22 protein-coding genes are annotated in these 26,483 nt (G+C 67.8%); 12 read left to right on the top strand and 10 right to left on the bottom strand.

What is annotated here, in order from left to right:
• Positions 1 to 154 precede the first annotated feature (154 nt).
• The 5 genes from nirD to D1610_RS02700 all read right to left on the bottom strand — a co-directional run bounded on the left by nirD (position 155) and on the right by D1610_RS02700 (position 6,384).
• Positions 155 to 493, bottom strand: a complete 339-nt coding sequence (gene nirD / locus D1610_RS02720) for a nitrite reductase small subunit NirD (RefSeq protein ID WP_182466676.1) — start codon at positions 491 to 493, stop codon at positions 155 to 157.
• Positions 490 to 2,964 carry a nitrite reductase large subunit NirB gene (gene nirB / locus D1610_RS02715; RefSeq protein ID WP_118862565.1) on the bottom strand — a complete coding sequence of 825 codons (2,475 nt, stop codon included), beginning with the start codon at positions 2,962 to 2,964 and terminating at the stop codon, positions 490 to 492. Before nirB ends, nirD begins: the two co-directional genes overlap by 4 nt.
• The gene (locus tag D1610_RS02710) at positions 2,964 to 4,172 is read right to left on the bottom strand and encodes a nitrate/nitrite transporter (RefSeq protein WP_182466675.1); all 1,209 of its coding nucleotides are present in this window, start codon (positions 4,170 to 4,172) and stop codon (positions 2,964 to 2,966) included. The genes nirB and D1610_RS02710 overlap by 1 nt, the downstream gene beginning before the upstream one ends.
• Positions 4,173 to 4,597: 425 nt before the next feature.
• Entirely contained in the window at positions 4,598 to 5,806 is a 1,209-nt protein-coding gene (locus tag D1610_RS02705) for an ABC transporter substrate-binding protein (protein ID WP_118862563.1), read from the bottom strand.
• Entirely contained in the window at positions 5,803 to 6,384 is a 582-nt protein-coding gene (locus D1610_RS02700; RefSeq protein ID WP_118862562.1) for an ANTAR domain-containing response regulator, read from the bottom strand. The genes D1610_RS02705 and D1610_RS02700 overlap by 4 nt, the downstream gene beginning before the upstream one ends.
• A gap of 158 nt (positions 6,385 to 6,542) precedes the next feature.
• On the opposite strand from D1610_RS02700, the gene D1610_RS02695 reads away from it, so the two are divergent.
• Entirely contained in the window at positions 6,543 to 7,889 is a 1,347-nt protein-coding gene (locus D1610_RS02695) for a sugar MFS transporter (protein WP_245941942.1), read from the top strand.
• On the opposite strand, the gene D1610_RS02690 is transcribed toward D1610_RS02695, so the two are convergent.
• Both D1610_RS02690 and D1610_RS02685 read right to left on the bottom strand, forming a co-directional pair.
• Positions 7,886 to 9,361 carry an MFS transporter gene (locus tag D1610_RS02690; protein WP_118862955.1) on the bottom strand — a complete coding sequence of 492 codons (1,476 nt, stop codon included), beginning with the start codon at positions 9,359 to 9,361 and terminating at the stop codon, positions 7,886 to 7,888. The two genes, D1610_RS02695 and D1610_RS02690, sit on opposite strands and share 4 nt — an antisense overlap.
• 82 nt (positions 9,362 to 9,443) lie before the next feature.
• Positions 9,444 to 10,433, bottom strand: coding sequence for a LacI family DNA-binding transcriptional regulator (locus D1610_RS02685; RefSeq protein WP_245941980.1), 990 nt, complete (start codon positions 10,431 to 10,433; stop codon positions 9,444 to 9,446).
• A 291-nt stretch (positions 10,434 to 10,724) separates the two neighbouring features.
• Between D1610_RS02685 and D1610_RS02680 the strand changes: the two genes are divergently transcribed.
• The 6 genes from D1610_RS02680 to D1610_RS02655 are packed head-to-tail and all read left to right on the top strand — an operon-like array spanning position 10,725 to position 21,679.
• Positions 10,725 to 13,658 carry a TonB-dependent receptor gene (locus D1610_RS02680; protein WP_118862560.1) on the top strand — a complete coding sequence of 978 codons (2,934 nt, stop codon included), beginning with the start codon at positions 10,725 to 10,727 and terminating at the stop codon, positions 13,656 to 13,658.
• Positions 13,659 to 13,711: 53 nt separating this feature from the next.
• Positions 13,712 to 15,250, top strand: coding sequence for a tryptophan halogenase family protein (locus tag D1610_RS02675; RefSeq protein WP_118862559.1), 1,539 nt, complete (start codon positions 13,712 to 13,714; stop codon positions 15,248 to 15,250).
• Positions 15,250 to 17,049, top strand: a complete 1,800-nt coding sequence (locus tag D1610_RS02670; RefSeq protein ID WP_118862558.1) for an alpha-amylase family glycosyl hydrolase — start codon at positions 15,250 to 15,252, stop codon at positions 17,047 to 17,049. Before D1610_RS02675 ends, D1610_RS02670 begins: the two co-directional genes overlap by 1 nt.
• Positions 17,046 to 18,668 carry an alpha-amylase family glycosyl hydrolase gene (locus D1610_RS02665; protein WP_245941939.1) on the top strand — a complete coding sequence of 541 codons (1,623 nt, stop codon included), beginning with the start codon at positions 17,046 to 17,048 and terminating at the stop codon, positions 18,666 to 18,668. The genes D1610_RS02670 and D1610_RS02665 overlap by 4 nt, the downstream gene beginning before the upstream one ends.
• 9 nt (positions 18,669 to 18,677) lie before the next feature.
• Complete coding sequence (locus D1610_RS02660) at positions 18,678 to 20,729, top strand: glycoside hydrolase family 97 protein (RefSeq protein ID WP_118862557.1); 2,052 nt, start codon at positions 18,678 to 18,680, stop codon at positions 20,727 to 20,729.
• On the top strand, positions 20,726 to 21,679 hold the full coding sequence (locus tag D1610_RS02655; protein WP_245941938.1) for an alpha/beta hydrolase: 954 nt from the start codon (positions 20,726 to 20,728) through the stop codon (positions 21,677 to 21,679). Before D1610_RS02660 ends, D1610_RS02655 begins: the two co-directional genes overlap by 4 nt.
• Positions 21,680 to 21,994: 315 nt before the next feature.
• Here the strand turns inward: D1610_RS02655 and D1610_RS02650 are convergent, their stop codons facing one another.
• Entirely contained in the window at positions 21,995 to 22,393 is a 399-nt protein-coding gene (locus tag D1610_RS02650) for an EVE domain-containing protein (protein WP_118862556.1), read from the bottom strand.
• Positions 22,394 to 22,639: 246 nt separating this feature from the next.
• Here D1610_RS02650 and D1610_RS17220 point away from each other — a divergent pair, with 246 nt between their 5' ends.
• The 5 genes from D1610_RS17220 to D1610_RS02630 all read left to right on the top strand — a co-directional run bounded on the left by D1610_RS17220 (position 22,640) and on the right by D1610_RS02630 (position 25,053).
• Complete coding sequence (locus D1610_RS17220) at positions 22,640 to 22,960, top strand: hypothetical protein (protein WP_147414256.1); 321 nt, start codon at positions 22,640 to 22,642, stop codon at positions 22,958 to 22,960.
• Between the two features lie 103 nt (positions 22,961 to 23,063).
• The gene (locus D1610_RS02645) at positions 23,064 to 23,447 is read left to right on the top strand and encodes a glycine zipper 2TM domain-containing protein (protein WP_118862555.1); all 384 of its coding nucleotides are present in this window, start codon (positions 23,064 to 23,066) and stop codon (positions 23,445 to 23,447) included.
• 126 nt (positions 23,448 to 23,573) lie between these two features.
• Positions 23,574 to 23,894, top strand: coding sequence for a glycine zipper 2TM domain-containing protein (locus tag D1610_RS02640; RefSeq protein WP_118862554.1), 321 nt, complete (start codon positions 23,574 to 23,576; stop codon positions 23,892 to 23,894).
• Positions 23,895 to 23,984: 90 nt separating this feature from the next.
• Positions 23,985 to 24,410 (top strand): OsmC family protein, encoded by a 426-nt coding sequence (locus D1610_RS02635; protein ID WP_118862553.1) that lies wholly within the window; start codon positions 23,985 to 23,987, stop codon positions 24,408 to 24,410.
• Positions 24,411 to 24,504: 94 nt separating this feature from the next.
• Positions 24,505 to 25,053, top strand: coding sequence for a glycine zipper 2TM domain-containing protein (locus D1610_RS02630; protein WP_118862552.1), 549 nt, complete (start codon positions 24,505 to 24,507; stop codon positions 25,051 to 25,053).
• A gap of 60 nt (positions 25,054 to 25,113) precedes the next feature.
• Here the strand turns inward: D1610_RS02630 and rarD are convergent, their stop codons facing one another.
• Together rarD and D1610_RS17560 are read right to left on the bottom strand one after the other, a co-directional pair.
• Positions 25,114 to 25,929: an EamA family transporter RarD gene (rarD, locus tag D1610_RS02625; RefSeq protein WP_342768301.1), complete on the bottom strand. Its 816-nt coding sequence runs from the start codon at positions 25,927 to 25,929 to the stop codon at positions 25,114 to 25,116.
• A 95-nt stretch (positions 25,930 to 26,024) separates the two neighbouring features.
• Positions 26,025 to 26,387, bottom strand: coding sequence for a hypothetical protein (locus D1610_RS17560; protein WP_342768289.1), 363 nt, complete (start codon positions 26,385 to 26,387; stop codon positions 26,025 to 26,027).
• Positions 26,388 to 26,483 lie beyond the last annotated feature (96 nt).

The raw sequence follows: 26,483 nt of genomic DNA, 5'->3' as shown, positions 1-26,483 counted from the left end.
CCCGAATTTGGCGCTGGGGGTGCGTACAAACCCCCTCCCCCCTTCTGGGGTGTGGGTTGGGTGTGGGCCCGTCACCACAGAGCACCGCGTCCGCGGAGAGGCCCCTCTCCCCGACCCTCTCCCCTGAAGGGGAGAGGGAGATGACCCATTTCCCTCACGCCGCCAGCTTCAGCGCCGCATCGCGGCAAATCAGGATGCGGCCGCTGCGCACCTCCACCGGAATGGTCGGCGTGCAGCCCTTGTCCTGCCCCAGCGCCTCGCCGCTCGCCAGGCTGATCACCCAGTTGTGCAGCGGGCACGCCACGCTGTCGCCGTGGACGATTCCCTGGCTGAGCGGCCCCGCCTTGTGCGGGCAGCGATTGACCAGCGCATAGACGCGTCCCGCGCCGGTGCGGAACACCGCGATCTCCTCGCCGCCGGCGATCGGCACCGCGCGCGCGCCGCGCAGGGGAACGTCGGCCACCGCGCCGACATCGAGCCATTCGGACATCATGCCTCTGCTCCTTCCAGCTGCTTGAGAGGCCGCACCTCGGCGAGCGGCCGGTGGAGATAGTCGCGCTGCCGCCCGGCGGCGCGCTCGGCCCAGGGATCGTCCTGCATGAATTGCTGGCTGAACCAGAAGCGCGCGGCGAGTTCGTCGCGGTCGGCTTCATCCGCGACAATGCGGTCCTTCACATGCTGCAGCCCGACGCGCTCGATCCACGGCGCGGTCCGCTCCAGATAGCGCGCCTCCTCGCGATAGAGCTGCACGAAGGCGGCGGCATAATGGATCGCCTCCGCCTCGGTCGCGACCTTCACCAGCAGGTCGGTCACGCGGACATGGATGCCGCCATTGCCGCCGACGTGCAGTTCGTAGCCCGAATCGACGCAGACCACGCCAAAATCCTTGATCGTCGCCTCGGCGCAGTTCCTGGGGCAGCCGCTGACCGCCATCTTGAACTTGTGCGGCATCCAGCTTCCCCAGAAGCCGCGCTCCAGCTTGACGCCCAGCCCAGTCGAATCCTGCGTCCCGAACCGGCACCATTCGGAGCCGACACAAGTCTTCACCGTGCGCAGCGCCTTGCCGTACGCATGTCCCGAGACCATCCCGGCGGCGTTCAGATCGGCCCATACCGCGGGCAGGTCCTCCTTCCGGATGCCGAAGATGTCGAGCCGCTGGCCGCCCGTCACCTTGACCATCGGCGCATCGTATTTCTCGACGACATCGGCGATCGCGCGCAGCTCCTGCGGGGTGGTGATCCCGCCCCACATCCGCGGCACCACCGAATAGGTGCCGTCCTTCTGGATGTTGGCGTGCATCCGTTCGTTGACGAAGCGGCTCTGCTGGTCGTCCGCATATTCGCCGGGCAGCGCGCAGAGCAGATAGTAATTGAGCGCAGGCCGGCACGAGGAGCAGCCGTCGGGCGTCCCCCAATGCAGCTTCTGCATCACCTCGGGGATGGATCGCATGTCCTGTGCGACGATCTCCCGCCGGACATCGTCATGGCCGAAGCTGGTGCAGCTGCACATCGTCTTCGGCCCGGACTGCACGTCGTCGCCCAGCGTCAGCGCGAGCAGGTTCTCGACCAGCCCGGTGCACGACCCGCAGCTGGCCGAAGCCTTGCAGCTCGCGCGCACGGCGTCGAGGCTGCGTGCGCCCTTGGCGATGCACGAGACCACCTGCCCCTTGGATACGCCGTTGCAGCCGCAGATCTCGGCATCGTCCGAGAGCGCCGCAACGGCCGCCTTAGGGTCCGCCTGCCCACCTCCGGAGGCGAAGGCCTGGCCGAAGATCAGCGCGTCGCGGATCGGCGCGACATCCTCGCCGCGCTTGAGCAGGTCGAAATACCACCCGCCATCGGCGGTGTCGCCATAGAGCACCGCGCCGACGACGCGGTTCTCCTTGACCACCACCCGCTTGTAGACGCCGCGCGAGGCGTCGCGCAGGACGATGTCCTCGCACGCCTCGCCGCCCGAGAAATCCCCCGCCGAGAAGACGTCGAGCCCGGCGACCTTGAGCTTGGTCGAGGTGACCGACCCGGCATAGCCGCTGGGGAGGGTGGTCAACGCATCGGCCAGCGCGCGGCACATCTCCCAGATCGGCGCGACCAGCCCATAGACCATGCCGCGATGCTCGGCGCATTCGCCCACCGCGAGGATGGCGGGATCGGAGGTGACCATGTTGTCATCGACGACGATGCCGCGATTGACCGCCACCCCCGCCTCGCGCGCCAGCGCCACATTGGGCCGGATGCCGACCGCCATCACCACCAGCGAGGCGGGGATTTCGCGGCCGTCCTTCAGCCGCACGCCCTCCACCTTGCCGTCGCCCATGATCTCGGCGGTGTCGGCGCCGATCAGCACGGCCTGGCCGCGCTCCTCCAGCGCGGTCTTGAGCAGCCAGCCCGCCGCCTCGTCCAGCTGGCGCTCCATCAGCGTCGGCATGATGTGCAGCACGGTCACCTTCATGCCGCGCAGGCTCAGCCCGTGCGCCGCCTCCAGCCCCAGCAGCCCGCCGCCGATCACCACCGCGTCGCCGCCGCCCTCGGCCGCCCGCAGCATCGCGTCGACATCGTCGAGGTCGCGGAAGCTGACCACGCCCGGCAGGCTCGCGCCGGGCACCGGGATGATGAACGGGTCGGAGCCGGTGGCGATCAGCAGCCGGTCGTAGCCGACGACCTTGCCCGACCGCGCCGTCACGGTCCGCGCCGCCCGGTCGATCGCCGTCACCGCGTCGCCCGACACCAGCTCGATGCCGTTGTCGGCATACCAGGCGGCATCGTTGATGACGATCTCGTCGAAGCTCTTCTCGCCCGCCAGCAGCGGAGAGAGCATGATGCGGTTATAGTTCACCCGCGGCTCGGCGCCGAAGATGGTGACGCGGTAGCGGTTCGGATCGCGCGCCAATATCTCCTCGACCGCGCGGCAGCCGGCCATGCCGTTGCCGATGACGACGAGATGCTCGCGCTGGATGTGATGGGTCATCAGATGCGCACTCCTTCCAGCGCCGCGCCCCAGGTCATCCGCCACTTGCCCTTGACGAAGGTCAGCCCGGAGAGCGCGACGAACGCGAGCACGGCGAAGATCGCGAAGCCCAGCTGCGGGCTGCCGGTGAACTGCCGGGCCAGCCCCAGCGACGATGCGAGGAAGAAGCCGCCGACCCCGCCCGCGAAGCCGACCAGCCCGGTCATCACCCCGATCTCCTCACGGAAGCGCTGCGGCACCAGCTGGAACACCGCGCCGTTGCCGATCCCGAAGGCGAGCATCGCGACGACGATCAGCGCGAGCGCCATGGCCGCCGTGGCGGGGCCGGTGCTGATCGCGAGCAGCGTCGCGCAGCCGAGGACATAGACCAAGGTCAGCGTGCGGATGCCGCCGATCCGGTCGGCCAGCGCGCCGCCCATCGGCCGCACCAGCGATCCGGCGAACACGCAGGCCGCGGTGCAATAGCCCGCCGTCACCGCGCTCAAGCCGAACTGGTCGGTGAAATAGATGCCCAGGCTGGCCGACAGCCCGACGAAGCCGCCGAAAGTGACGCCGTAGAACAGCATGAACCACCAGGCGTCCGGCTTGGCGAGCGGCGCCAGATAGGCCGCGATCGGCTTCGCCGCCGGCGCGCCGGGCGCGTCCTTGGCCAGCGCCATGTAGATGACGAAGGTGATCGCGAGCGGGATCGCCGCCAGGCCCAGCACCGCGTTCCAGCCGAACAGCTTGGCCAATGTCGGCGCGAACAGCGCGGCGAACACCGTCCCCGAATTGCCCATCCCGGCGATGCCCAGCGCGGTCCCCTGATGCTGCGGCGGATACCAGCGGCTGGCGAGCGGCAGCGCGACGGCGAAGCTCGCCCCGGCAAAGCCCAGCACCACACCCACCGCTATCGTCCCGCCAAAACTGTCGACCTCCAACGCCCAGGCGGAAAGCAGGCCGAAGATGACGATCAACTGACCGATCGCGCCGGTCCGCTTGGGCCCGATCCGATCGACCAGCAGCCCATTGACCAGCCGCAGCACGGCGCCCGCCAGCGTCGGAATCGCGACCATGAAGCCCTTTTCGGCGGCGTTCAGCCCCAGATCGCGCGCGATATCGGGCGCGAGCGGGCCGAGCATCACCCACACCATGAAGGCGAGGTCGAAATAGAGAAACGCCGCGAACAGTGTCGGTCGGTGACCGGCGGACCAGAACCCCTTGTTCATTCGAGCCTTCCTGCCCATCCGGGGCCGGCGCTGGCGAAGCGCCGATCCGTTCGGGCACAAAAAAAGCCGCCCGAACGGCGGCCTGTTGAAGGACCGGTTCGGGCGGCGTCGTTGCCTGTTCGATGCCTCTCGGCACCGCCCCGGCGCTTCCCGCCATTGGGCCGCGCCGGTTATCTCGTGCTCAAACTTCGTCGCCCGAGCATCACGAGGCTGTCACGATTCGAATGCCCGCGCAAGTGCGTTCTTCGCACGTGCAGCATTTTCTAAGTCTGTACCATTCGTCCCTTACCGTCACCCCGGGCTTGTTCCGGGGTCCATCGTGCCCCAACCGCCGGTCGGTCTGGTGGAGAGATGGTCCCGGAATAAGCCTGTCCTGAGCCTGTCGAAGGGTCCAGAGTAACGGATAGAAAACGTGGCGCACTCGCTTAGCGCCCCCGCGTCACCGCGCTCAAATAGGCCTCGACGTCGTCGGGATCGAACCGCTGGCCGTCGAAGAACCGATCCGATCCCAGGATCAACCGCCCGCTGACGCTGCCCGCGCCCAGCGGCGCACCGATCGCGCCCTCCACCTTCGCGCTGGCGCTGGGAATCACCGCATCGGTCTGGCCAAGCGCGGCGCGATAGACATCGGGCCGGAACACCGAAGCGGCGCGCGCTAGGTCGCGCAGGTCGGCGCCGGCATGGCCCCAGCGGACCATCTGGGTGTAGAGCCACATCGCCTGGCTGCGCCACGGGAAGTTGGCCGCCTCGCGGTGCAGGACGAGGAAGTCGTCCAGATCCCGCGCCGCGCCGCCCTGAGCCAGCACCAGCCGGTTGCCGAGCGCACGACCGATCAGCTCCGCCGGCTGGTCGAGATATTCCGGCCGGGCGAGGAGAGCCGCGATCTCTCCTCGCCTGGTCGGATCGATCACCAGCTTGCCGGCGGCGTGGAGCGCGCGCAGCAGCGCGGCGACATCGTCCGCCCGCTCGCCCAGCGTCGCGGTGCGCATCGCCAGCACCTTCTCCACACCGCGCCGCCAGATTTGGGTTGTGGCGGTGATGATCACGCCCGCCCCGCGTGCGACCGCGACGCTGTTCCACGGCTCGCCGACACACGATCCGTCGATCTCGCCCGATTGCAGCGCCTCGGCGACGAAGGGGGGCGGCACCACGACGATCTCGACATCGCGGTCGGGATCGCAGCCAGACGCGGCAAGCCAGTAGCGCAGCATGTAATTGTGGCTCGAATAGCGATGGACCACCGCCAGCCGCAGCCTTTTGCCGGCGTCGCGCGCCTGTTGCGCAACGCCTGCGAAGCTGCGGCCGATCGCCGCTGCATCGTCTGTCGCGTCACCGATCGCGGCGGCGACCGCGGGCGACACGGTGATCGCATTGCCGTTCAGCCCCAGCATGAATGGCGCGGCGAGCGGCACAGCGGGCCGATCGAGCCCCAGCGCAGTGGCGATGGCGAGCGGCGCCAGCAGGTGCGCCGCGTCGGTCTGGCCGTAGATCAGCCGGTCGCGCACCGTCGCCCAGCTCGGATCGCGGACCAGCGCCAGCTCGATCCCCTCGGCGCGCGCCAGCCCATATTCGTGCGCGACGATGGGCAGCACGGCGTCGACCAGCGGCAGGAAGCCTATGCGGAACACGCTCACAGGTCTCCTCCCAGCAGATCGGCGGCGGTGACGAGCGCGTCGGCCACATCGGCGATGCGGCGGCCGCTATCCATCGCCTGCCTGCGCAGCAGCGCATAGGCGGCCGGCTCGTCGATCCCGCGCCGCTTCATCAGCAGCGCCTTGGCCCGATCGATCGTCTTGTGGTCGGCGAGCGCGGTGCGCGCCTCGGCGAGTTCGGCCTGCAAGCGGGCGAAGGCGCTGAATCGCCGCACCGCCAGTTCCAGCACCGGCTTGATCCGCTCCTTGCGCAAGCCGTCGACGACATAGGCGGAGATGCCCGCCTCCACCGCCGCCGCGATCGACTCCTCGTCGCTCTGGTCGACGAACATCGCGATCGGCCGGGCGAGCGCGCGGGAGAGCGCGAAGCTCTCCTCCAGCACGTCACGCCCCGGATTTTCGAGGTTGAGCAGCACCACGTCGGGCGCCAGCGCGGCGATCCGCGCGACCAGGCCGCGCCGTTCGATCAGCACGACGATATCGTCCAGCCCCGCCTCGCGCAGGCCTTCCTCGATCACCGCGGCGCGCGCGGGACTGTCATCGACGATGGCGATCTTCAGCGGCCGAGTCCTTGCTGCAGTGCGGCAAAGCTAAATGCCGCTACGGCGGCGCTGTCAATCGATGTCATGCCCCGGAAACGTTCTCAATTGCATTGGCGCGCGCATTGCGGCTATCGCCCCCGCGAACGCGGCGGCAGGCCGCGAACGAGGAGAACCCTGTGACCGACAGCCGTCGCGGCACGATCGCCGCCTTCGCCGCCGTGACGACCTTGTTCTTCGCCTGGGGTTTCATCACCTCGCTGATCGATCCGCTGGTGGCGGCGGTGAAGGGCATCTTCAGCCTCACCGACGTGCAGGCGCAGCTGTCCGCCTCGGCCTTCTTCATCGCCTATGGCCTGATCTCGATGCCCGCCGCGGTGCTGGTCGCCCGCCGCCGCTCGGTGCCGTCGATCCTGATCGCGCTTGGAACGATGATCGCGGGCTGCCTCGTCATGCTGGTCGCCGCCAATCTCGCCATCTACACGCTGGTGCTGCTCGGCCTGTTCATCCTGGCGAGCGGCATCACCATCCTCCAGGTCGCCGCCAACCCGCTCGCCGCCGCGCTCGGCGACCCGCGCTACAGCCATTTCCGCCTGACCTTGAGCCAGACGTTCAACTCGGTCGGCACCTTCATCGGCCCGTATCTCGGCGCGGTGCTGTTCCTCGAAGGGCTGGAGGTCAAGGAGGGCGAGGTGGTCACGCAGGCGGTGCGCGACAACGCGCTGATCGGCATCGACTTCGCCTATTTCTGGATATGCGGCCTGATCGCGATGCTGCTGGTCTTCTTCCTGCTCGCGCGCAAGACCGTGGAGGCGGCCGCGCCTGCGCCCATGCATGGCGATGCCGGCATCGTCGGCACCTTGAAGGAGGCGCTGAGCTCCCGCTGGGCGCTGTTCGGTGGGCTCGCCATCTTCCTCTATGTCGGCGCGGAGGTGGCGATCGGCACGCAGATGGCGCTGTTCCTCAATGCGGACACCGTATGGGGCGCGAGCGACGCGCCGGCTGAGATCGGCTGGCTGGCGCGCTTCATGCAGCTCGATTCGACCCCCGGCGTGTCGCTGCAGGAGGCGGGCAAGGCGGTCTCGCTCTACTGGGGCGGCGCGATGGTCGGCCGTTTCGTCGGCTCGGCGCTGCTCGCGCGCTTCAACGCGGCGTGGCTGCTCGCGATCTTCACCGGCGTCGCCGCCGCGATGTGCCTCTACGTCTTCGCGATCGGGGGCGTCGAGGCGGGCTTCGTCGCGCTGTCGATCGGGCTGTTCAACTCGATCATGTTCCCGACGATCTTCACCCTCACCCTTGAGCGCTCGACCGCGAGCCAGGAGGCGACCTCCGGCTTCCTCTGCACCGCGATCGTCGGCGGCGCCGCGATCCCGCCGCTGGTCGGCGCGGTGTCGCAGTCGGCGGGCTATGCGGCGGCGTTCATCGTGCCGATGCTGTGCTATGTCGCGCTGTGCGCCTTCGCCGTCGCCGCCACGCGCGCGGCGGTGCAGGTCCGCGACGAGCCGGCGGCGGCGAGCATCCACTAGGCCGCGCGCACGCGCAGCATCGCGATCGCGGCGAGCGCCATCACGCTCGCCGCGATCAGCATCGTCCAGACGGGCTCGCCGGGGAAGAGGTGGCGGATCACCGCCCCCATCAGCACCGCGACGATCAGCTGCGGCAGCACGATGAAGAAGTTGAAGATGCCCATGTACACGCCCAGCTTCCGCTGCGGCAGCGCGTCCGCCAGGATCGCATAGGGCATCGTCAGGATCGACGCCCAGGCGATGCCGATGCCCACCATCGCGACGATCAGCAGCCCGGCGTCGCGGATCAGGAACAGCCCGAGATAGCCCGCCGCGCCGCACAGCAGGCCGAGGATGTGGGTGCGCGAGGCGCCGAGCAGCGCCGCCAGCCTCGGCAGCACGAACGCCGCGGCGAGCGCGACCGCCGAATAGATCGCGAACAGCACGCCGACCCAGTTGCCCGCCTCGTTGTACGCCGCCGACGCCGGATCGGTCGCGCCGAAGGCCTGCTGGGCGACGACCGGCGTGGTGTAGACCCACATGATGATCAGCGCGCCCCAGGTGAAGAACTGGACCAGCGCCAGCCGCCGCATCGTCTCGGGCATGGTGGCGAGATCGCTGATGACATGGCTCAGCACATTGTCGCCCCTGCCGGCGCGGACGAGCGCGCCCGACACGATCTGCGCAATCCCGAACGCGGCGATCCCGCCCGCGACCAGATAGGCCTCGTTGGCGAACCCCGCCCACCATGACGCCGCCGCCGCGGCGATCCCGGCCAGCAGCCAGACCGGCCCGCCGCGCGGCGTCGCCAGGGGCGCGTGCTCGGGCGGCGGCGGCGCCTCGCCGTCGGCCTCGGCATAGGCCGCCATCTCCTCGGGCGAATATTCGCGCGTGCCGATCACCGTCCACAGCACCGCGCCGAGCAGCATCGCCGCGCCGAAATAGAAGCTGTATCTGACCGTGTCCGGCACCTCGCCCGGCGGCGCGGTGTTCGCCACGCCCACCCAATCCAGCACATAGGGCGCAAGGCTCGCCACCACCGCGCCGGCGCCGATGAAGCCGGTCTGGAAGGCGTAGCCCACCGTCCGCTGCGCCCGCGCCAGCATGTCGCCGACGAACGCGCGGAACGGCTCCATCGTCACGTTCAGGGACGCGTCGAGGATCCACAAGGTCACCGCCGCCGCCCAGATCGCCGGCGAATTGGGCATGAAGACCAGCGCCAGCGTGCACAGGATCGCGCCGGCCAGGAAATAGGGCCGCCGCCGCCCGAACCGCCCCCAGGTGCGGTCGCTGTAATGGCCGATGATCGGCTGGACGATGAGCCCGGTCAGCGGCGCCGCCATCCACATCAGGGCGAGGCTGTCGATCGGCGTCCCCAGCGACTGGAAGATGCGGCTGGCGTTGGCGTTCTGCAGCGCGAAGCCGATCTGCACGCCGAAAAAGCCGAAGGAGATCGTCCACAGCCCACCAAAGCCCTGACGCGGCTTGTGCATCTCCATCCCCCCGCCCGTTTTCTTGTGCGCAGCAAGGCTACGCGGGCCGGGCGGCGAAAGGGAAGCGTGTATTCGTATGCGTTCAGGCGCCCGCCGAGGACTCGCGCACCACCAGCTGCACCGGCAGGATCGCGTCCGCGGCCGGCTTGCCGGTGATCTGGCGGATCAGCGTGTCGACCAGAAGCTCGCCCGCGGCGCGCGTATCCTGCACCACAGAGGAGAGCGGCGGCCGCGTCAGCCGCGCGGCGGGGATGTCGTCGAAGCCGACGATGGCGACGTCGCGCGGCACCTCCAGCCCGGCCGCCTGCAGGGCGCGCATCGCGCCGACCGCGATCAGGTCGCTCGCCGCGAGCACCGCGTCGAACCGCGCCCCCTTCGCCAGCAAGGTCCTTACCGCCGCCTCGCCGTCATCCTCGTTGCTGAGCGCCGAAGCGAGCAACCCGTCGTCGCGCGCCAGCCCATGCGCCTCCAGCGCCCGGCAGTAGCCGCGCCAGCGGGCGAGGAACTCGGGATAATGGCTCGACGCGTCGCCCAGGAAGGCGATCCGCCGCCGCCCCGCGTCCGCCAGATGGCTGGTCGCGTCGAAGCCGCCCTGGGCGTTGTCGCAGCCCACCGTCACCCCCGGCTGGCCGTCCTTGCTCGATCCCCACAGCACGAAATGCGTGCCCTGCGCGACCAGCTGCTCCAGCCGCCCCCGATAGGCCTCGTAGTCGCCATAGCCGAGCAGGATGATCCCGTCGGCCTTGCGGCTGTCCTCATATTCGGTGTGCCAGTCCTCGGAGAATTGCTGGAACGAGATGAGCAGGTCGTACCCGCGCGTCGCGCAGGACCGGGTGATCGACCCGATCATCGAAAGGAAGAAGGGGTTGATCTGCGAATCGTCGGGCGAAGGGTCCTCGAAGAACAGGAGCGCCAGCGTGTTCGAATGCTGGCTCCTGAGGTTGGAGGCGTTCTTGTCGACCTTGTAGTTCAGCTGATGCGCGATCGCCTCGATCCGCTTGCGCGTCTCCTCGCTCACCGAGGGGCTGCCGCGCAGCGCACGGCTGACGGTCGGCTGCGACACGCCGGCCATCTGCGCGATATCGAAGGATGTGGCCTTGCGGGTCACGACGTTCGCGGGCGTTGGCGCCCCCTCCCCTGTTATGCCCCCGTCATGCCCCATCGCCGGTAGTGGTGCAAATCGGCCACTGCGGGGCGTCCACGAAAATGTATTCGTATGCGCATTCGTTGCGGTTGCGGCGTGAACGGCTGCATCTGACGCAATCGGAAGCCGAGGCTGCCGACATGATTTTCGCCGGCGCCCGTCCGCCCCCGCCACGAGAAGCGGGAACGAGGCATCCGGCTTTCAGGGGAGAGGGGACACATGATCAAGCACAGCATTTTCACGGGCAGCCGCGCCGCCGGCCTGTCCGGCTCCGCCAGCGCCCGCACGCTCGCCCTCGCGCTGCTGATCGCGGCGCCCGGCGCGGCGTTCGCGCAGGAAACGCCGGCCGATGCCGCGACAGCGTCAGCCGCGGCCGAAGAGGCTGCGCGCGATGCCGCCATCGCAGCCGAAAATGCCGCAGCCGCCGCGCAGGATGCCGCACAGGCCGATCAGGACGCCGAAATCGTCGTCACCGGCTTCCGCGCGTCGCTGCAGAACGCGCTCATCGCCAAGAAATCGCGCGATCAGGTGGTCGAGGCTATCTCGGCGGAGGACATCGGCAAGCTGCCCGACGCCTCGATCGCCGAATCGATCGCGCGCCTTCCCGGCCTGACCTCGCAGCGCATCTCCGGCCGCTCGAGCGCGATCTCGATCCGCGGCTTCGCGCCCGACTTCTCGACCACGCTCTTGAACGGCCGAGAACAGACCTCGACCGGCGACAACCGCGCGGTGGAATATGATCAGTACCCTTCGGAAATCGTCAATCAGGTGCTGGTCTACAAGACGCCGATGGCCAGCCTGGTCGGCCAGGGCCTGTCGGGCACGGTCGATCTGCGCACGATCCGTCCGCTCGAATTCGGGCGCCAGCAGCTGTCGGTCGGCGCGCGCGGCACCTGGGCCGATCTCGGCAAGCTGAACAGCGGCTCGAAGGAATATGGCTACCGCGTAAGCGCGACCTATGTCGATCAGTTCGCCGACGACACGCTCGGCGTCGTGCTCGCCGCGAGCTATCTCGACGAACCCTATCAGATCCAGGAATTCAATGCCTGGGGCTATCCCGGGACCGGGCCGAACGGCACGGCGCCACAGGTCATCGGCGGCTCCAAATCCTACGCCACCTCGACCCAGCTCAGCCGGCTCGGCCTTCAGGGCACGCTCGAATGGCAGCCCGCGCCCGAATTCACCACCAGCTTCGACGCGTTCTTCTCGGACTTTACTGACGACCAGATCAAGCGCGGCGTCGAACTGCCGCTCTACTGGGGCACCAACACGCCGCTGAGCAACGCGACCGCGGACGACGGCTTCGTGAGATCGGGCACGTTCAGCAATGTCGAGGGCGTCGTGCGCAACGACGTGTTCGAACGCAAGGCCAAGCTCTACTCGTTCGGCTGGAACGGCAAATATGAGGGCGACGACGGCTGGAACGCGATGGTCGACGTCAGCTATTCGAAGACCGATCGCAACGAACTGGTGTTCGAAAGCAACGCCGGCACGGGGCGCGGCCAGGGCACCGGCGCGCTCGATACGATCAACTTCACCAGCGGGCCAGAGGGCACCGTGTTCGATCCGACGCTCGATTACGGCGATTACGACCTGATCCTGCTCACCAGCCCGCTCGGCTGGGGCGGCAACCAGATCGGCGTCAACGGCGACGCAATCCTCAACGGTCAGGACGGCTATTACAACAACCGCATCATCGAGGACGAGCTCAAGCAATATCGTATCGAGATCGAGCGCGAGCTCGACGGCGGCTTCCTGAGCAGCGTCCAGTTCGGGCTCAACTATACCGATCGCAGCAAGTCGCTGGTCCCCGACGAAGCGTTCGTCGGCCTCGCCGCCAATACCGATGGGACGGTGAGCATTCCGGTCCCCGAGGAGTTCAGGCTCGAACCGACCAACCTCGCCTATCTCGGCCTCGGCCCGGTGATCAGCTACGACCCGCGCGATCTGCTCGCCGCGGGCGTGTATAAGCTGGTGCCCAATCCCTATGGCGACGTCGTCGTGAAGTCCTACAGCGTCAGCGAGAAGCTGATGACCGGGTATCTCCAGGGCAATATCCAGGCGATGCTCGGGGCGAGCGAACTTACCGGCAATTTCGGCGTCCAGGCGATTTTCACCGATCAGAACTCGCGCGGCGCGACCGCCGTGTTTCTGGGCACCAACCCCAACGGCTCGCCCGATATCGGCGCGACCGTGCGGCGCGAAAGCACCGATTATGTTGACGTGCTGCCGAGCGTGAACCTGTCGCTGCGCCTGCCGAATGACTTCGTGATCCGCGCGTCGGCGGCGCGCGAGATCATCCGTCCTCGTCTCGACGACATGAAGGCGTCGTTGAGCTACGGCTATACGATCGTCGATCCCGATGGCCCCACCGGCCCTTCGGGTGTGGTCGCGATCCCCAACGGCAGCTCGGGCAATCCCGATCTGCGTCCGTGGCGCGCCAACGCGGTCGACGTGACTTTCGAGAAATATTTCGGCACGCAGGGCTATCTGGCGGCGCAGTTCTTCTACAAGGACCTGAAGAGCTACATCTACACCGCGGCGCAGGAGTTCGACAGCGCTTCGGTTCCGCTCGCCTCACCCGGCACCGACGTAAACGGCAATCCCGTTCCGATCGCGCCGGTCGGCGACCTCACCATTCCGATCAACGGAACCGGCGGTGAGCTTTACGGCGTGGAGCTGGCCGGCACCCTGCCCTTCTCGACCTTCAGCAGCGCGCTTGACGGCTTCGGCGTGACGGGCGGCGGTTCCTATACCGAAACCAAGATCCAGCCGACGCCCGGTGCTCCCGCAGAGGATATTCCAGGCTATTCGAAATGGGTGGTGAACGGCACCGCCTATTTCGAGAAATGGGGTTTCAACGCCCGCGGTTCGGTGCGCTATCGCTCGACCTTCGTTGGAGAGCTTTCGGGCTTCGGCGCTTCGCGCACCCGGCGCCGCGCGCGGGGAGAAATGATCGTCGACGCGCAGGTCGGCTATGATTTCCAGCCGGGCAGCGCGCTCGAAGGCCTGTCGGTCTTCGTCCAGGGCCAGAATCTCACCGACGAGCCCTTCGTCACGGTCGATCCCTCGCACGAGCTCGCGATCATCGACTATCAGCGTTACGGCCGCCGCTTCCTCGCGGGTATCAGCTTCAAGTTCGGCGAGCGCTGAGCCGGATTTCTCCCCTGCCCCCGCCGGCGTCGCTGGCGGGGGACCTCTTTTCGATGCGAAAGGACAGGCGCGTGAGCGAACGCGAAAGCCCGACCATCGTCATCGCCGGCGGCGGGACCGCCGGATGGATGGCGGCGGCGGCCTTCGCGCGCTTTCTTGCGCCCCGCTGGCGCATCCGGCTGGTCGAAAGCGAGGCGATCGGCACCGTCGGCGTCGGCGAGGCGACCATCCCGCCGATCCGCGCCTTCAACGCCGGCCTCGGCATCGATGAGGCCGAATTCGTCCGCGAGACGCAAGGCAGCTTCAAGCTCGGCATCGAATTCGCCGGCTGGAACGGTCCGGACAGCCGCTACATCCACGCCTTCGGCGGCATCGGCCGTCCGCTCGGGCTGATCGGCTTCCTGCCCTATTGGCTGCGCCACCGCGCCGAAGGCGGCACGCGCGGGCTGTGGGATTTCGCCCCCGGCGCGGTCGCCGCCTATCAGAACCGGTTCGGCCATCCGCAGCAGCGTGCTGGCGGCCCGCCGAGCGGCATCGCCTGGGCCTATCATTTCGACGCATCGCTCTACGCCGCCTATCTGCGCCGCTACGCCGAGGCGCGCGGCGTCGAGCGTCATGAGGGCCGCATCCTCGACGTGGCGCGCGATGGCGAAAGCGGCGACATTTCCGCGCTCATCCTCGATGGCGAGCGGATGATCGAAGGCGATCTGTTCGTCGACTGCACCGGCTTCGCCGCATTGCTCGCCGGCAAGGCGCTGGGCACGCCCTATCGCGACTGGACGCACTGGCTGCCCTGCGATCGCGCGCTTGCGGCGCCGTGCGCGCGAACCGATCCGTTGACCCCCTACACCCGCGCCACCGCGCGCGCGGCGGGCTGGCAATGGCGCATCCCGCTGCAGCACCGCACCGGCAACGGCCTCGTCTATTCGAGCGCGCATATCGCCGATGATGCGGCGGCGGATATGCTGCTTGCCAATCTCGACGGCGAGGCGCTCGGCGATCCGCGGCCGCTGCGCTTCACCACCGGCCGGCGCGAGCAGGCGTGGACGCGCAACTGCGTGTCGCTCGGCCTCGCCGGCGGCTTCCTCGAACCGCTCGAATCGACCAGCATCCACCTGGTCCAGATCGGCATCGCGGAGCTGCTCAAGTTCCTGCCCGGCCGCGCGATCGCCGAGGCCGACCGCGCCGCCTATAATCGCCGCATCGCCTTCGAGACCGACCGCATCCGCGATTTCATCGTGTTGCACTATCACGCCAACGGCCGCGAAGGCGATTTCTGGCGCGATTGCCGCGCCATGGCCATCCCCGATACGCTTGCCGAGAAGATCGCGCTGTTCCGCGCCAATGGCCGTATCGTCCGCGTCGATGAGGAGCTGTTCACCGAGGTCGGCTGGATGCAGGTCATGCTCGGCCAGGGCATGGAGCCCTTGGGCTATCACCCGCTCGCCGACGCGCTCACCGCCGACCAGCTCGCCGAGTTCATCGCGCTCGCCGCCGCCGATGCCGGCCGTCAGGCGGCGGCGCTGCCGCTCCACCAGGATTTCATCGCCGCGCGCTGCGCCGCTCCGTCGCCAGAGAGGATTCCCGCCTGATGTCTTTTGCCCGCGCCCTTGCGACGCTGCTGCTCGCCGCCGCCACGCCGGCGCTGGCGCAGGACTTCCGCCAGCGCCTGCCGGAGGATGAGACGATCTATTTCGTCCTGCCCGACCGGTTCGAGAATGGCGATCCCGCCAATGATCGCGGCGGCCTGTCCGGCGGGCCGCTCGAAACGGGCTTCGATCCGACGCACAAGGGCTTCTTCCACGGCGGCGACCTGAAGGGGCTGACCGATCGGCTCGACTACATTCAGGGTCTCGGCGCGACCGCCATCTGGCTGGGGCCGATCTTCAAGAACAAGCCGGTCCAGGGCGGGCCGGGTCAGGAATCGGCGGGCTATCACGGCTATTGGATCACCGATTTCACCACCGTCGATCCGCATTTCGGCACCGAGGCGGAGTTCAGGGCGCTGGTCGATGCGGCGCATGCGCGCGGGATGAAGGTCTATATGGACATCATCACCAACCACACCGCCGACGTCATCCAGTACGGGGACGATTGCGGCTATCAGTCCTGCCCCTATCGCGGCCGCGCCGCCTATCCCTATTCCCGCCGCGGCGGCCTAAACGGCCCCACGATCAACCCCGGCTTCCTCGGCGATCAAATACGCACACGCGCGAACTTCGATAAGTTAACCGATCCCCGCTGGGCCTACACCCCGATCGTCCCGCCCGCCGAACGCGGCGTGAAGGTGCCGGCCTGGCTCAACGACCCGATCCACTATCACAATCGCGGCAACACGACCTTCACCGGCGAAAGCTCGACGATGGGCGATTTCGTCGGGCTGGACGATCTGATGACCGAAAGCCCGCGCGTGATCGAAGGGATGATCGAGATCTACGGCGCGTGGATCGACAAATACGGCGTCGACGGCTTCCGCGTCGACACCGCAAGGCACGTCAATCCCGAATTCTGGCAGGTTTTCGTGCCCGCGATGATCGAACGCGCCAAGGCGCGGGGCATCCCCAATTTCCACATCTTCGGTGAGGTCGCCCGCGGCGGCGTCGAGGCGGGGCCGTTCGCGGTGCATACGCGCGTCGACGGCTTTCCCGCGGTGCTCGACTTCGCCTTTCGCAACGCCGTGAACCAGGTCGCGGGCGGCCCCGACGGGCCGGATGTGCTCGAGCACATGTTCCTGGGCGACGCCCTCTACGAAGGCGGGGCAAAGGCCGCGCGCCAGCTGCCGACCTTCATCAGCAATCACGACGCCGGCCGCTTCGCGCATTATGCGCGCAAGGCCTTGCCGCAGGCGAGCGACGACGAGATCCTCCGGCGCACCGAGCTGGCCCACGCGATGATGCTTCTGCTGCGCGGCGTGCCGACCATCTATTCGGGCGACGAGCAGGGCTTCGCCGGCGACGGTGGGGATCAGGATGCGCGGGAGGACATGTTCGAGAGCGAGGTTGCGCTATACAACGACAACCGCCTGCTCGGCACGACGAGGACCACCGCCGATGCGAATTTCGATCGCGACCATCCGCTCTACCGGGCGATCGCGAAGCTGGCGAAGCTGCGCGCCGATCATGGCGCGCTGCGCCGCGGCCGGCAGCTGATCCGCACCTATGCCGAGGAGCCCGGCATCTTCGCGGTCTCACGGATCGAGGATGCCGGCGGCGAGGTGCTGATCGTCTTCAACACCGCGGGCACGCCGTTCGCCGGACCGGTCGAGATCGATCCCGCCGCGCGGCGGCTCGCCACGCTCCACGGCGCCTGCCCGGCGGCGCCCGCCGCGCCGGGCAGCGCCGTCTTCGAAATCTCCGCCTTCGGCTACGCGGTGTGCGAGGTCCGCAAATGAGCCTGCTGATGCCCGAAGCGCCGGCCGTCGCCGCCACGCGCGAATGGTGGCGCGGCGCCGCGATCTACCAGATCTACCCGCGCAGCTTCGCCGATTCCAACGGCGACGGCATCGGCGATCTGCCCGGCATCACCGCGCATCTCGATCATGTCGCGTCATTGGGCGTCGACGCGATCTGGCTGTCGCCCTTCTTCACCTCGCCGATGAAGGATTTCGGCTACGACGTCGCCGATTATTGCGGCGTCGATCCGATCTTCGGCACGATCGACGATTTCGACGCGCTGGTCGCCCGCGCGCACCAGCTGGGGCTGAAGGTGATCATCGATCAGGTCTATTCGCACAGCTCGGACCAGCACGACTGGTTCAAGGAAAGCCGGTCGAGCCGCGACAATCCGAAGGCCGATTGGTACGTCTGGGCGGACCCCAAGCCCGACGGATCGCCGCCCAACAACTGGCAATCGGTGTTCGGCGGCCCCGCCTGGACCTGGGATGCGCGCCGCTGCCAATATTACATGCACAATTTCCTGTCGGCGCAGCCCCAGCTCCACGTCCACAATGCGGAGGTGCAGCAGGCGCTGCTCGACGCCGCGCGCTTCTGGCTCGATCGCGGGGTCGACGGCTTTCGCGTCGATGCGATCAACTTCGCGATGCACGATCCCGAACTGCGCGACAATCCACCCGCGCCGCCGAGCAACCGGCCACGCACGCGTTCGTTCGACTTCCAGTTGCGCGTGCACAATCAGAGCCATGCCGACATCCCGCTGTTCCTCGAACGGCTGCGCGCGCTGCTCGACCGATATGGCGCCACCTTCACCGTCGCCGAGGTCGGCGGTGACGACGCCGAGCGCGAGATGAAGACCTTCACCGAGGGCAATGCCCGCCTCAACAGCGCCTATGGCTTCAACTTCCTCTACGCCGACCGGCTGACCGCCGCGCTGGTGCGCGAGACGGTCGAGCGCTGGCCCGAGGAGCACGGCACCGGCTGGCCGAGCTGGGCGTTCGAGAACCACGACGCGCCGCGGGCCATCTCGCGCTGGACCACGCCCGAGCATGCCGACGCCTTTGCGCGGATGAAGATGCTGCTGCTGGTCGCGCTCAGGGGAAACATCTTCCTCTATTATGGCGAGGAGCTCGGGCTGACCCAGGTCGACATCCCCTTCGACCGGCTGGTCGATCCCGAGGCGATCACCAACTGGCCGCTGACGATGAGCCGCGACGGCGCGCGCACGCCGATGCCGTGGCGATCCGATGCGCCCGCGCTGGGGTTTTCGAACGCCGAGCCCTGGCTGCCCGTCGGCCCTGACCATGCCGGCATCGCGGTCGACGTACAGGATGCCGACCCTGATTCGCTGCTCGCGCTGACCCGCCGCCTGCTCGCCCTGCGCAACGCTCATCCGGCGTTGCGCGTCGGCGCGATGCGCGTGCTGGCGGCCGAGGGCGATCTGCTGGCGTTCGAGCGGCGCGTGGATGAGGAGCGCCTGCTCTGCCTGTTCAACCTGGGCGCGGGCCGGTGCGAATGGACGCCGCCCGAGCCCGATCGCTGGCAGGTCATCGCGGAAACCGGTGCGATCGACGGCTGGCGGCTCGGGCCGCACGCCGGGATGATCGTCAAAGGCTAAGGAGACGTCATGAAATTGCTGGCCCCACTCGCGCTGTCGCTGGCCGCGCCGCTCCTCCTCGCGCCGGCGCTCGGGCAATCGGCGGATCAACCGGTCGTCGCCAGCGCCTCCTCGCCCGACGGCCGCATCACGGTCAGCGTCACGGTCGATAACGAAGGCCGCCCGAGCTATGCCGTCGCGCGCGGCGGCAAGCCCGTCATCACCGACAGCCGCCTGGGCTTCCTGTTCACCGACGCGCCCAAGATGGAGCGCAACCTGGCGATCGTCGATACCGATACGGCCGAAAGCGATACGACGTGGAACCAGCCCTATGGCGAATGGCGCACCATTCGCGACAATCATAAGGAGATGACCGTCCGCTTCCGCGAGAAGACGGACCTCAAGCGCGAGATGCTGGTCACCTTCCGCATCTTCGATGACGGCGTCGGCTTCCGCTACACATTCCCCAAGCAGCCCAACCTCACCACCGCCAACATCGCCGAGGAGCTGACCCAGTTCGCCTTCGCCGAACCGGCGACCGCCTGGTGGAACACCGCGTTCGAGTGGAACCGCGAGGAATATCTGTTCCAGGAGACCCCGCTTTCCGAGGTCGGCACCGCCCAGACGCCGATCACGATGAAGCTGGCGAGCGGCACGCACGTCGCGCTGCACGAGGCGGCGCTGGTCGACTATTCGGCGATGAACGTCGCCAAGGTCCAGGGCAACACGCTGAAAGCGGTGCTCACGCCCGGCGCGGGCCGGCCGAAGGTGACGCGCGACCTGCCGTTCAGCACGCCGTGGCGCACGCTGATCATAAGCGACGACGCGCCGGGGCTCTATATGAGCCACATCATGCTCAACCTGAACGAGCCCAACAAGCTGGGCGACGTCAGCTGGGTCAAGCCCGGCAAGTTCGTCGGCGTGTGGTGGAACATGATCAAGGGCGAATGGAGCTGGGCGCGCGGGCCGAAGCACGGCGCGACGACCGGGAATGTCCGCCGCTACATCGACTTCGCCGCGGCCAACGGCATCCCGCATGTGCTGGTCGAAGGCTGGAATATCGGCTGGGACGGCAACTGGTTCGGCAACGGCAACGCGATGGACTTCGCCCGGCCGACCGAGGATTTCGATGCCTCCGGCCTCGCCGCCTATGCCAGGTCCAAGGGCGTCAGCCTGGTCGGCCATCACGAGACCGGCGGCTCCGCCAGCCATTACGAGAGCCAGTTCGACCGCGCCTTCGCCTTCAGCCGCGACCATGGCCAGAAGATCATCAAGACCGGCTATGTCACCGACGCCGGGCAGATCGAGCGCGTCGACCCCGACGGCACGCGCCTGCGCGAATGGCATGAGGGCCAGTGGATGTCCAACCACCACCTCCGCGTCATCAAGGCGGCGGCGAAGTACAAGCTGTCGATCGACACGCACGAGCCGATCAAGGACACCGGCCTCAGGCGCACCTATCCCAACTGGATGAGCCGAGAGGGCGCGCGGGGCATGGAATACAACGCCTGGCCCGGCGGCAACCCGCCCGAGCATGTCGCCAACCTCGTGTTCACCCGGATGCTCTCCGGCCCGATGGACTACACCCCCGGCGTGCTGAGCCTGACCGGTTCCGAAGGACGCCCGATCAATTCGACCATCGCCAAGCAGCTCGCGCTCTACGTCGTGCTCTATTCGCCGGTGCAGATGGCGGCCGACACGCCGGAGAACTACGCCAGATATCCCGGCCCGTTCAAATTCATCCGCGACGTGCCCGCCGACTGGGCCGACACCCGCGTGCTGAACGGCGAGGTCGGCGATTACGCCACCATAGTCCGCAAGGATCGCCACAGCGAGGACTGGTATCTGGGCAGCGTCGGCGACGAGATAGCGCGGACGACCACGGTGAAGCTCGACTTCCTGTCGCCCGGCAAGACCTACACAGCCGAGATCTACCGCGACGGGCCCGACGCCGACTATCGCACCGACAAGCGCCATTCGATCGTCATCGAGAAGCGCCAGGTCAGGAAAGGCGACAGCATGACGCTCGCGCTCGCCCCCGGCGGCGGCCAGGCGGTGCGCTTCGTCGCGAGCGGCAAGTGAAGCCGGCGACGATCGACCGGCGGACGCTGATCGCGGGCCTCGCCGGCGGCGCGCTCGTCGGCTGCGCGCCGCGCATTTCCGGCCTCGCGGCTCCCGTCAGCGGCGATGGCCGCCTGATCGAGACCGCCGCATTTCCCTCGCGCCACATCGGCGCGCAGCGGATCACCATCTGGCTGCCGCCGGGCTATGACGCGGGCAGGGGCCGGTACGGCGTCCTCTACATGCATGACGGCCAGAACCTGTTCGATCCCACCCGGTCCGGCTTCGGCAAGGTCTGGGCGGTGGACAAGGCCGTCACGCGGCTGACCGCGAAGCGCGCGATCGACCCAGTCATCATCGTCGGCGTGTGGAACACCGGCAAGGACCGATATCGCACCTATTTCCCGCAGGCGCTCTATGAGGACGCCCCGCCGCCGCTGCGCGCCGAATTCGACCGGCTGGCCGGCGGCCCGGTCATTTCCGACGCCTATCTGCGCTTCCTCGTCGAGGAACTGAAGCCGGCGATCGACCGCGATTATCGCACCCGGCCGGATCCGCGCCGCACCAGCATCATGGGATCGAGCATGGGCGGGCTGATCTCGCTCTACGCCATCGCGCGCCACCCGAACGTGTTCGGCAATGCCGGCTGCGTATCGACCCATTGGCCGCTCGGCGACCCGGCGAAGGTCGGGCCGCTCGACGCGGAGGTCGCCGCGCTGTGGCGGCGCTTCGTCGCGCGCGAGCTGGCGGAGCCGCGGGGCCGCCGCATCTGGTTCGATCATGGCGACCAGACCCTCGACGCCGCCTACGGGCCGTACCAGAAGCGCATAGACGCCCAACTCGCTGAACTCGGCTGGCGCGAAGGCCGCGATATGAAGACGAAAGTCTATCCCGGCACCGCGCATGAAGAGAATAGCTGGGCGGCGCGGATGGACGAGGTGCTGACCTGGCTGCTGGCCAAAGGCGACTAGGCCGGATCGACATTGCCGCCTCACAGGATTTGGGTTCACGCGAAGGCGCGAAGAAAGAAGAAGGGGTTCGCGCAGAGACGCGGAGGCGCAGAGAGGTGGTTCTGCCGCGTCAGCGGCTCTCATCTTTCCGCAAGGTTCCGCTTGCCGCACGTAGCGAAGTGAGATGCGCTTCGCGCTGGGTTCGGCATCTCTGCGTCTCCGCGTCTCTGCGCGAACCAACCTTCTTACTTCTTCTTCGCGCCTCCGCGCCATCGCGTGAACTAATCTTCTTCTTCGCGCCTTCGCTTGAACCAATCTTCCGAATGTCGATCCGTTCTAGCCCGCCATCTTCTCCAACAGCGTCCATTCGGCGTCGCTGACCGGCGATACCGACAGCCGCGACTGGCGCACCAGCGCCATTTCGGCCAGCTTGGGCTCGGCCTTGATCGCGGCGAGCGTCACCGGCTGCTTGAGTGCGCCGGCCGGCTTCACCGCCACCGACACCCAGTTGCCCTCATCGCCGTCCTTTTGCGCGGCCCGCGTGATCCTCACCCGCCCCACCGCCGCGCGCTCGGCGCCGCTGTGATAGAAATAGCCGGTATCGCCCACCTTCATCGCGCGCAGATGCGCCGCGGCGGCATGGTTGCGCACGCCGGTCCACTCGGTCTCGCCTTCCTTGACGAGATCGTCCCACGAATAGCTTTCGGGTTCGGATTTGAGGATCCAGTGCGCCATGCCGTCAGCCATAGCGAAATCGCCGCGCCAACGAAATGGGGGCCGGTCCTGAGACCGGCCCCCACTCGCGCCGAGCATCGACGCTTTCCCGCCTTGAAGACCGAAGTCCTCGCTGGTCAGGTCCATCGCCGCGCTCCAGCGGCGTGCATGCCCATCTGCGTCCCGAAGGGCGGAGACCGGCGATGCGTGCCTCGTCCGGCAGGATCGACGAGCGATCCTGCCGAAGTCGGCGCAGACGTCCGGTTCATGCCGAAGCATGATCCATTCGTGCTGCTGGCGCCTTTCGCGCCGCAAGCGGCATCGTCCGGCGCCTGGATCGCTCTCGATCCGCCCACCGATCGGGTCCGGCTCGCGCCATCTCCTCATCGGTTGCAGGATCGTCGTCGATCCGACCTTTTCAACCTGCCGGTTTCATCGCAAGCGATGCACCAGGCGGGCCGATCCGGCCATCAACCTTTTGATTTGGAACCCGTTTTACGGGGCTCCTATCGTCCGGCCGATGTCGTCATGCTGTCATCAATGCCGAGTCGCACCAAGCGCGAAATGCACCTTCGCGCCTGTGGATAATGTGGATATCGTGGACAGCTCCGCGATGGGGTCGTGTCGTTCATGCAACGAATCGTCGGCCCGCGGGTTCAGCCTTCATCACCGGTGAGGAAGGATGTTTTCCATGCGTATTCCCGTATCCGTGCTGGCGCTTGCCGCCGCAATTCCCCTGAGCGCGTGCGCCAGCATGTATGGCGATGACGGCTACGGCTATGGCGGCGACGGCTATTTCGGCCAGGAAGGCTATGCCGAGCGCACCTATCGCCAAGGCGACTATCGCGCACGTCCGCTGCGCGACGACGACATGATCTATCGCGGCCGCGACGGTCGTTATTATTGCCGCCGCGACGACGGATCGACCGGCCTGGTGGTCGGCGGAATCGCCGGCGGCGTCCTGGGCAACATCATCGCCCCGGGCGGATCCAAGCTGCTCGGCACGATCCTCGGCGCGGGCGCGGGCGCGCTTGCCGGCCGCGAGATCGACCGCAACGACGCGCGCTGCCAGTAAAAAAGGGCCGCCGATCCGCCGGTTCGCTTTCATGAACGGCCTGTAGTTCTGGGTTCATGCAACCGCAGCTACTGCCCGTCGTTGAGTGGGACGGTTGATATAGATCAAAGCAAGGGAGTTTGTGTCATGCGTAGTTTGATGCTGGCGATCGGCGCCGCTTCGCTGGTGGTTCCGGCTTCGATGGTCCTTCCGGCCAGCGAGGCCCAGGCCGTCCAGAAGAAGCGCTACAAGTACAAGGAGTGGCGCGGCCGTGACGGGCGGATGTATTGCCGCAAGTCGGACGGCACCACCGGCCTGATCGTCGGCGGTGTGGCCGGCGCGCTGATCGGCCGCACGATCGACACGCGTGGCGACCGCACGCTCGGCACGCTGGGCGGCGCCGCCGCCGGCGCGCTGCTGGGCCGCGAGGTCGACCGCGAGGTCAGCAAGCCCAAGCGCTGCCGCTAAGAACTGTCTTCAGTATCGCGTAAGGAAGCGGGCGGGTGATCCACGGATCGCCCGCCCGCTTTCGTTTCATCCCGCCAAAGGAGACCCGCAATGACCACCCGCACCGCAACCGCGCGCTACGAAGGCCTGGGCAAGGACGGCAAGGGCCGGATCTCGACCCAGTCGGGCGTGCTCACCGATCAGCCCTACGGCTTCAACACCCGTTTCGAGGACGAACCCGGCACCAATCCCGAGGAACTGGTCGCCGCCGCGCATGCCGGCTGCTTCACCATGGCGCTGAGCTTCGCGCTCGCCCGCGCGGGCTATGGCGAGGGCACGCTCACGACCCGCGCCGCGGTGACGCTGGAGAAGGACGGCGACGGCTTCACCATCACCCGGTCCGATCTGTCGCTGACCGCGACGGTGCCCGGCATCGGGGCCGAGGATTTCGCCAGGATCGCGCAGGACGCCAAGGCCAATTGCCCCGTCTCCAAGCTGCTCAAGGCAGAGATCACGCTCGAGCACCGGCTCGATTGATGGCGGCGGCGTGAACGGAAGGTAGTTTTCGGTTCACGCAACCCCGCTTTGCGCCCGTTCGTTTTGAAGGGAGAGTAAGCAAGGAGTGTGTGTGATGCGTAAGATGCTGCTTGGGTCGATGCTCGCCGCGGTGACGGTTACCGCCGTCCCGGCCGTGGCGCAGGATCGGGAATATCGCCGCGATGTGCGCGAGGCGCAGCGCGAACGTCGCGAGGACTTGCGCGACGCGGACAACCGCCGCGACGTCCGCCAGGCCGACCGCGAATATCGCCGGAACGTCCGCGACGCCCGCCGCGACCAGCGCGAGCGGATCCGCGATTGGCGCCAGGCGCGCCGGTACGACTGGAACCGGCTGGAGCCCGGCTACAACCGCTATTATCCGGAGCGCTACTATCGCGACGGCCGCTATTATCGCCCGGTCCGCGTCACGCGCGGCACGCGCATCTATCGCGGCTATGACAACCGCTATTATTGCCGCCGTTCGGACGGGACCACCGGTCTCATCATCGGCGCGATCGGCGGCGGCGTGCTGGGCAATCTGATCGCACAGGGCGATTCGAACCTGATCGGCACGATCATCGGCGGCGGCGCGGGCGCGCTGCTGGGCCGCGAGATCGATCGCGGCAACGTCAGCTGCCGCTGATACCCAGGTGGGCAACAGGGAATGGGAAGGCCCGGCGGGACACCGCCGGGCCTTTTCGCGTCAGGCCGGGCGCGCCGCCTGCACCCGGCGATGCTCGCTGAGGCTGCTCAGGGCATAGACCACGCACGCGGTCCAGATCAGCGCGAAACAGGCGAGCTGGGCCGGCTCCAGCGCTTCGCCGAACACCGTGATCGCCAGCACGAACTGGATCGAGGGCGCGAGATATTGCAGCAGGCCGAGCGTCGAATAGCGGATCCGCCGCGCCGCCGCGGCGAACAGCAGCAGCGGCGTGGCGGTCACCGCGCCGGCGAGGACGAGCAGCAGGCTGATCCCCACGCCGCCGCCGAATGCGATCCCACCCGTCGCCGACAGCCACGCCAGATAGGCGAGGCCGAAGGGCGCGAGCAAGGCGGTCTCGATCGTCAGCCCCTCGAGCGATTCGACCGCCGCCATCTTGCGCACCAGCCCGTAGAGGCCGAACGACAGCGCCAGCGCCAGGCTGATCCACAGTCCATCGCTCGCCTCGACCGCGAGTACCGCGACGCCCAGCGCGGCGAGCCCCACCGCCACCGCCTGGCCGCGCGTCAGCCGCTCCTTGAGCACGATCGTGCCCAGCGCGACGTTGATCAGCGGGTTGAGGAAATAGCCGAGGCTCGCCGCGAGGACGTGGCCGTTGAACACCGCCCAGACATAGACCAGCCAGTTGGCCGCGATCAGCGCCGAGCTCGCGCCGAGCTGCGCCAGCAACCGGCGGTCGGCAAGCGCGCGCCTGAGCGCGCCACAGCGCCCGATCAGCGCGGCGATGGGCAGCAGCAGCGCCAGCGACCACAGCACGCGCTGCGCGACGATCTCGACCGGATCGACGCCTTTCAGCAGCAGGAAATAAAGCGGGAGGAAGCCCCACAGCAGATAGGCGGCCAGGCCGTATCCCAGCCCGACCCGCGTCCGTCCCGTCGCCGGATCGTCCCTGCTCAGATGAACCCGCCGCCCAGCATCAGGCGGACGACGCCGACGACGATCACGATGAGGTTGAGGTTACGCCCGGAGTTCTTCGAAGAAAGGATGCCGAGCAGCAGCCCCACCAGCGCGATCGGGATGATCAGCCAGTACGCCCATCCCAGAAAGGGAAAGAAGGCGAAGATCGCGAGAAAGAACGCGACCACACCGACGGCGAGCGAGGCAAGGTTCAGCATGAGCCGCAGATGGGCGCGCACTTGGCTTCGCACAAGGGCTGGCGAGCAGAAGAAGAAGAAGAGTGGTTCACGCGAAGGTGCGAAGGCGCGGAGAATCCTCTCGTGGCGACCGTCCCGCGTCAGCGAGACCTTCATACCCATCGCAGCCGCATAGGATGGAAGCCGCTGCGCGGCGGAGCCTCTCCGCCCGCACAACTCCTCCGCGCCTTCGCGCCTCCGCGTGACCCCTTCTCTTTC

The sequence above is a fragment of the Sphingomonas gilva genome (genome assembly GCF_003515075.1).
Classification (GTDB): Bacteria; Pseudomonadota; Alphaproteobacteria; order Sphingomonadales; family Sphingomonadaceae; genus Sphingomonas; species Sphingomonas gilva.
Note: the sequence above shows the minus strand (reverse complement) of the source record. Positions and strands in the feature narration are given on the sequence as shown.

Excerpts from the sequence above, each read along its gene's own strand:
- nirD (WP_182466676.1), bottom strand. The coding sequence starts at position 493 with ATGATGTCCGAATGGCTCGATGTCGGCGCGGTGGCCGACGTTCCCCTG.
- nirB (WP_118862565.1), bottom strand. The coding sequence starts at position 2,964 with ATGACCCATCACATCCAGCGCGAGCATCTCGTCGTCATCGGCAACGGC.
- D1610_RS02710 (WP_182466675.1), bottom strand. The coding sequence starts at position 4,172 with ATGAACAAGGGGTTCTGGTCCGCCGGTCACCGACCGACACTGTTCGCG.
- D1610_RS02690 (WP_118862955.1), bottom strand. The coding sequence starts at position 9,361 with ATGCACAAGCCGCGTCAGGGCTTTGGTGGGCTGTGGACGATCTCCTTC.
- D1610_RS02685 (WP_245941980.1), bottom strand. The coding sequence starts at position 10,433 with ATGGCCGGCGTGTCGCAGCCGACCGTCAGCCGTGCGCTGCGCGGCAGC.
- D1610_RS02680 (WP_118862560.1), top strand. The coding sequence starts at position 10,725 with ATGATCAAGCACAGCATTTTCACGGGCAGCCGCGCCGCCGGCCTGTCC.
- D1610_RS02675 (WP_118862559.1), top strand. The coding sequence starts at position 13,712 with ATGCGAAAGGACAGGCGCGTGAGCGAACGCGAAAGCCCGACCATCGTC.
- D1610_RS02670 (WP_118862558.1), top strand. The coding sequence starts at position 15,250 with ATGTCTTTTGCCCGCGCCCTTGCGACGCTGCTGCTCGCCGCCGCCACG.
- D1610_RS02665 (WP_245941939.1), top strand. The coding sequence starts at position 17,046 with ATGAGCCTGCTGATGCCCGAAGCGCCGGCCGTCGCCGCCACGCGCGAA.
- D1610_RS02660 (WP_118862557.1), top strand. The coding sequence starts at position 18,678 with ATGAAATTGCTGGCCCCACTCGCGCTGTCGCTGGCCGCGCCGCTCCTC.
- D1610_RS02650 (WP_118862556.1), bottom strand. The coding sequence starts at position 22,393 with ATGGCGCACTGGATCCTCAAATCCGAACCCGAAAGCTATTCGTGGGAC.
- D1610_RS17220 (WP_147414256.1), top strand. The coding sequence starts at position 22,640 with ATGCCGAAGCATGATCCATTCGTGCTGCTGGCGCCTTTCGCGCCGCAA.
- D1610_RS02645 (WP_118862555.1), top strand. The coding sequence starts at position 23,064 with ATGCGTATTCCCGTATCCGTGCTGGCGCTTGCCGCCGCAATTCCCCTG.
- D1610_RS02640 (WP_118862554.1), top strand. The coding sequence starts at position 23,574 with ATGCGTAGTTTGATGCTGGCGATCGGCGCCGCTTCGCTGGTGGTTCCG.
- D1610_RS02635 (WP_118862553.1), top strand. The coding sequence starts at position 23,985 with ATGACCACCCGCACCGCAACCGCGCGCTACGAAGGCCTGGGCAAGGAC.
- D1610_RS02630 (WP_118862552.1), top strand. The coding sequence starts at position 24,505 with ATGCGTAAGATGCTGCTTGGGTCGATGCTCGCCGCGGTGACGGTTACC.
- D1610_RS17560 (WP_342768289.1), bottom strand. The coding sequence starts at position 26,387 with ATGGGTATGAAGGTCTCGCTGACGCGGGACGGTCGCCACGAGAGGATT.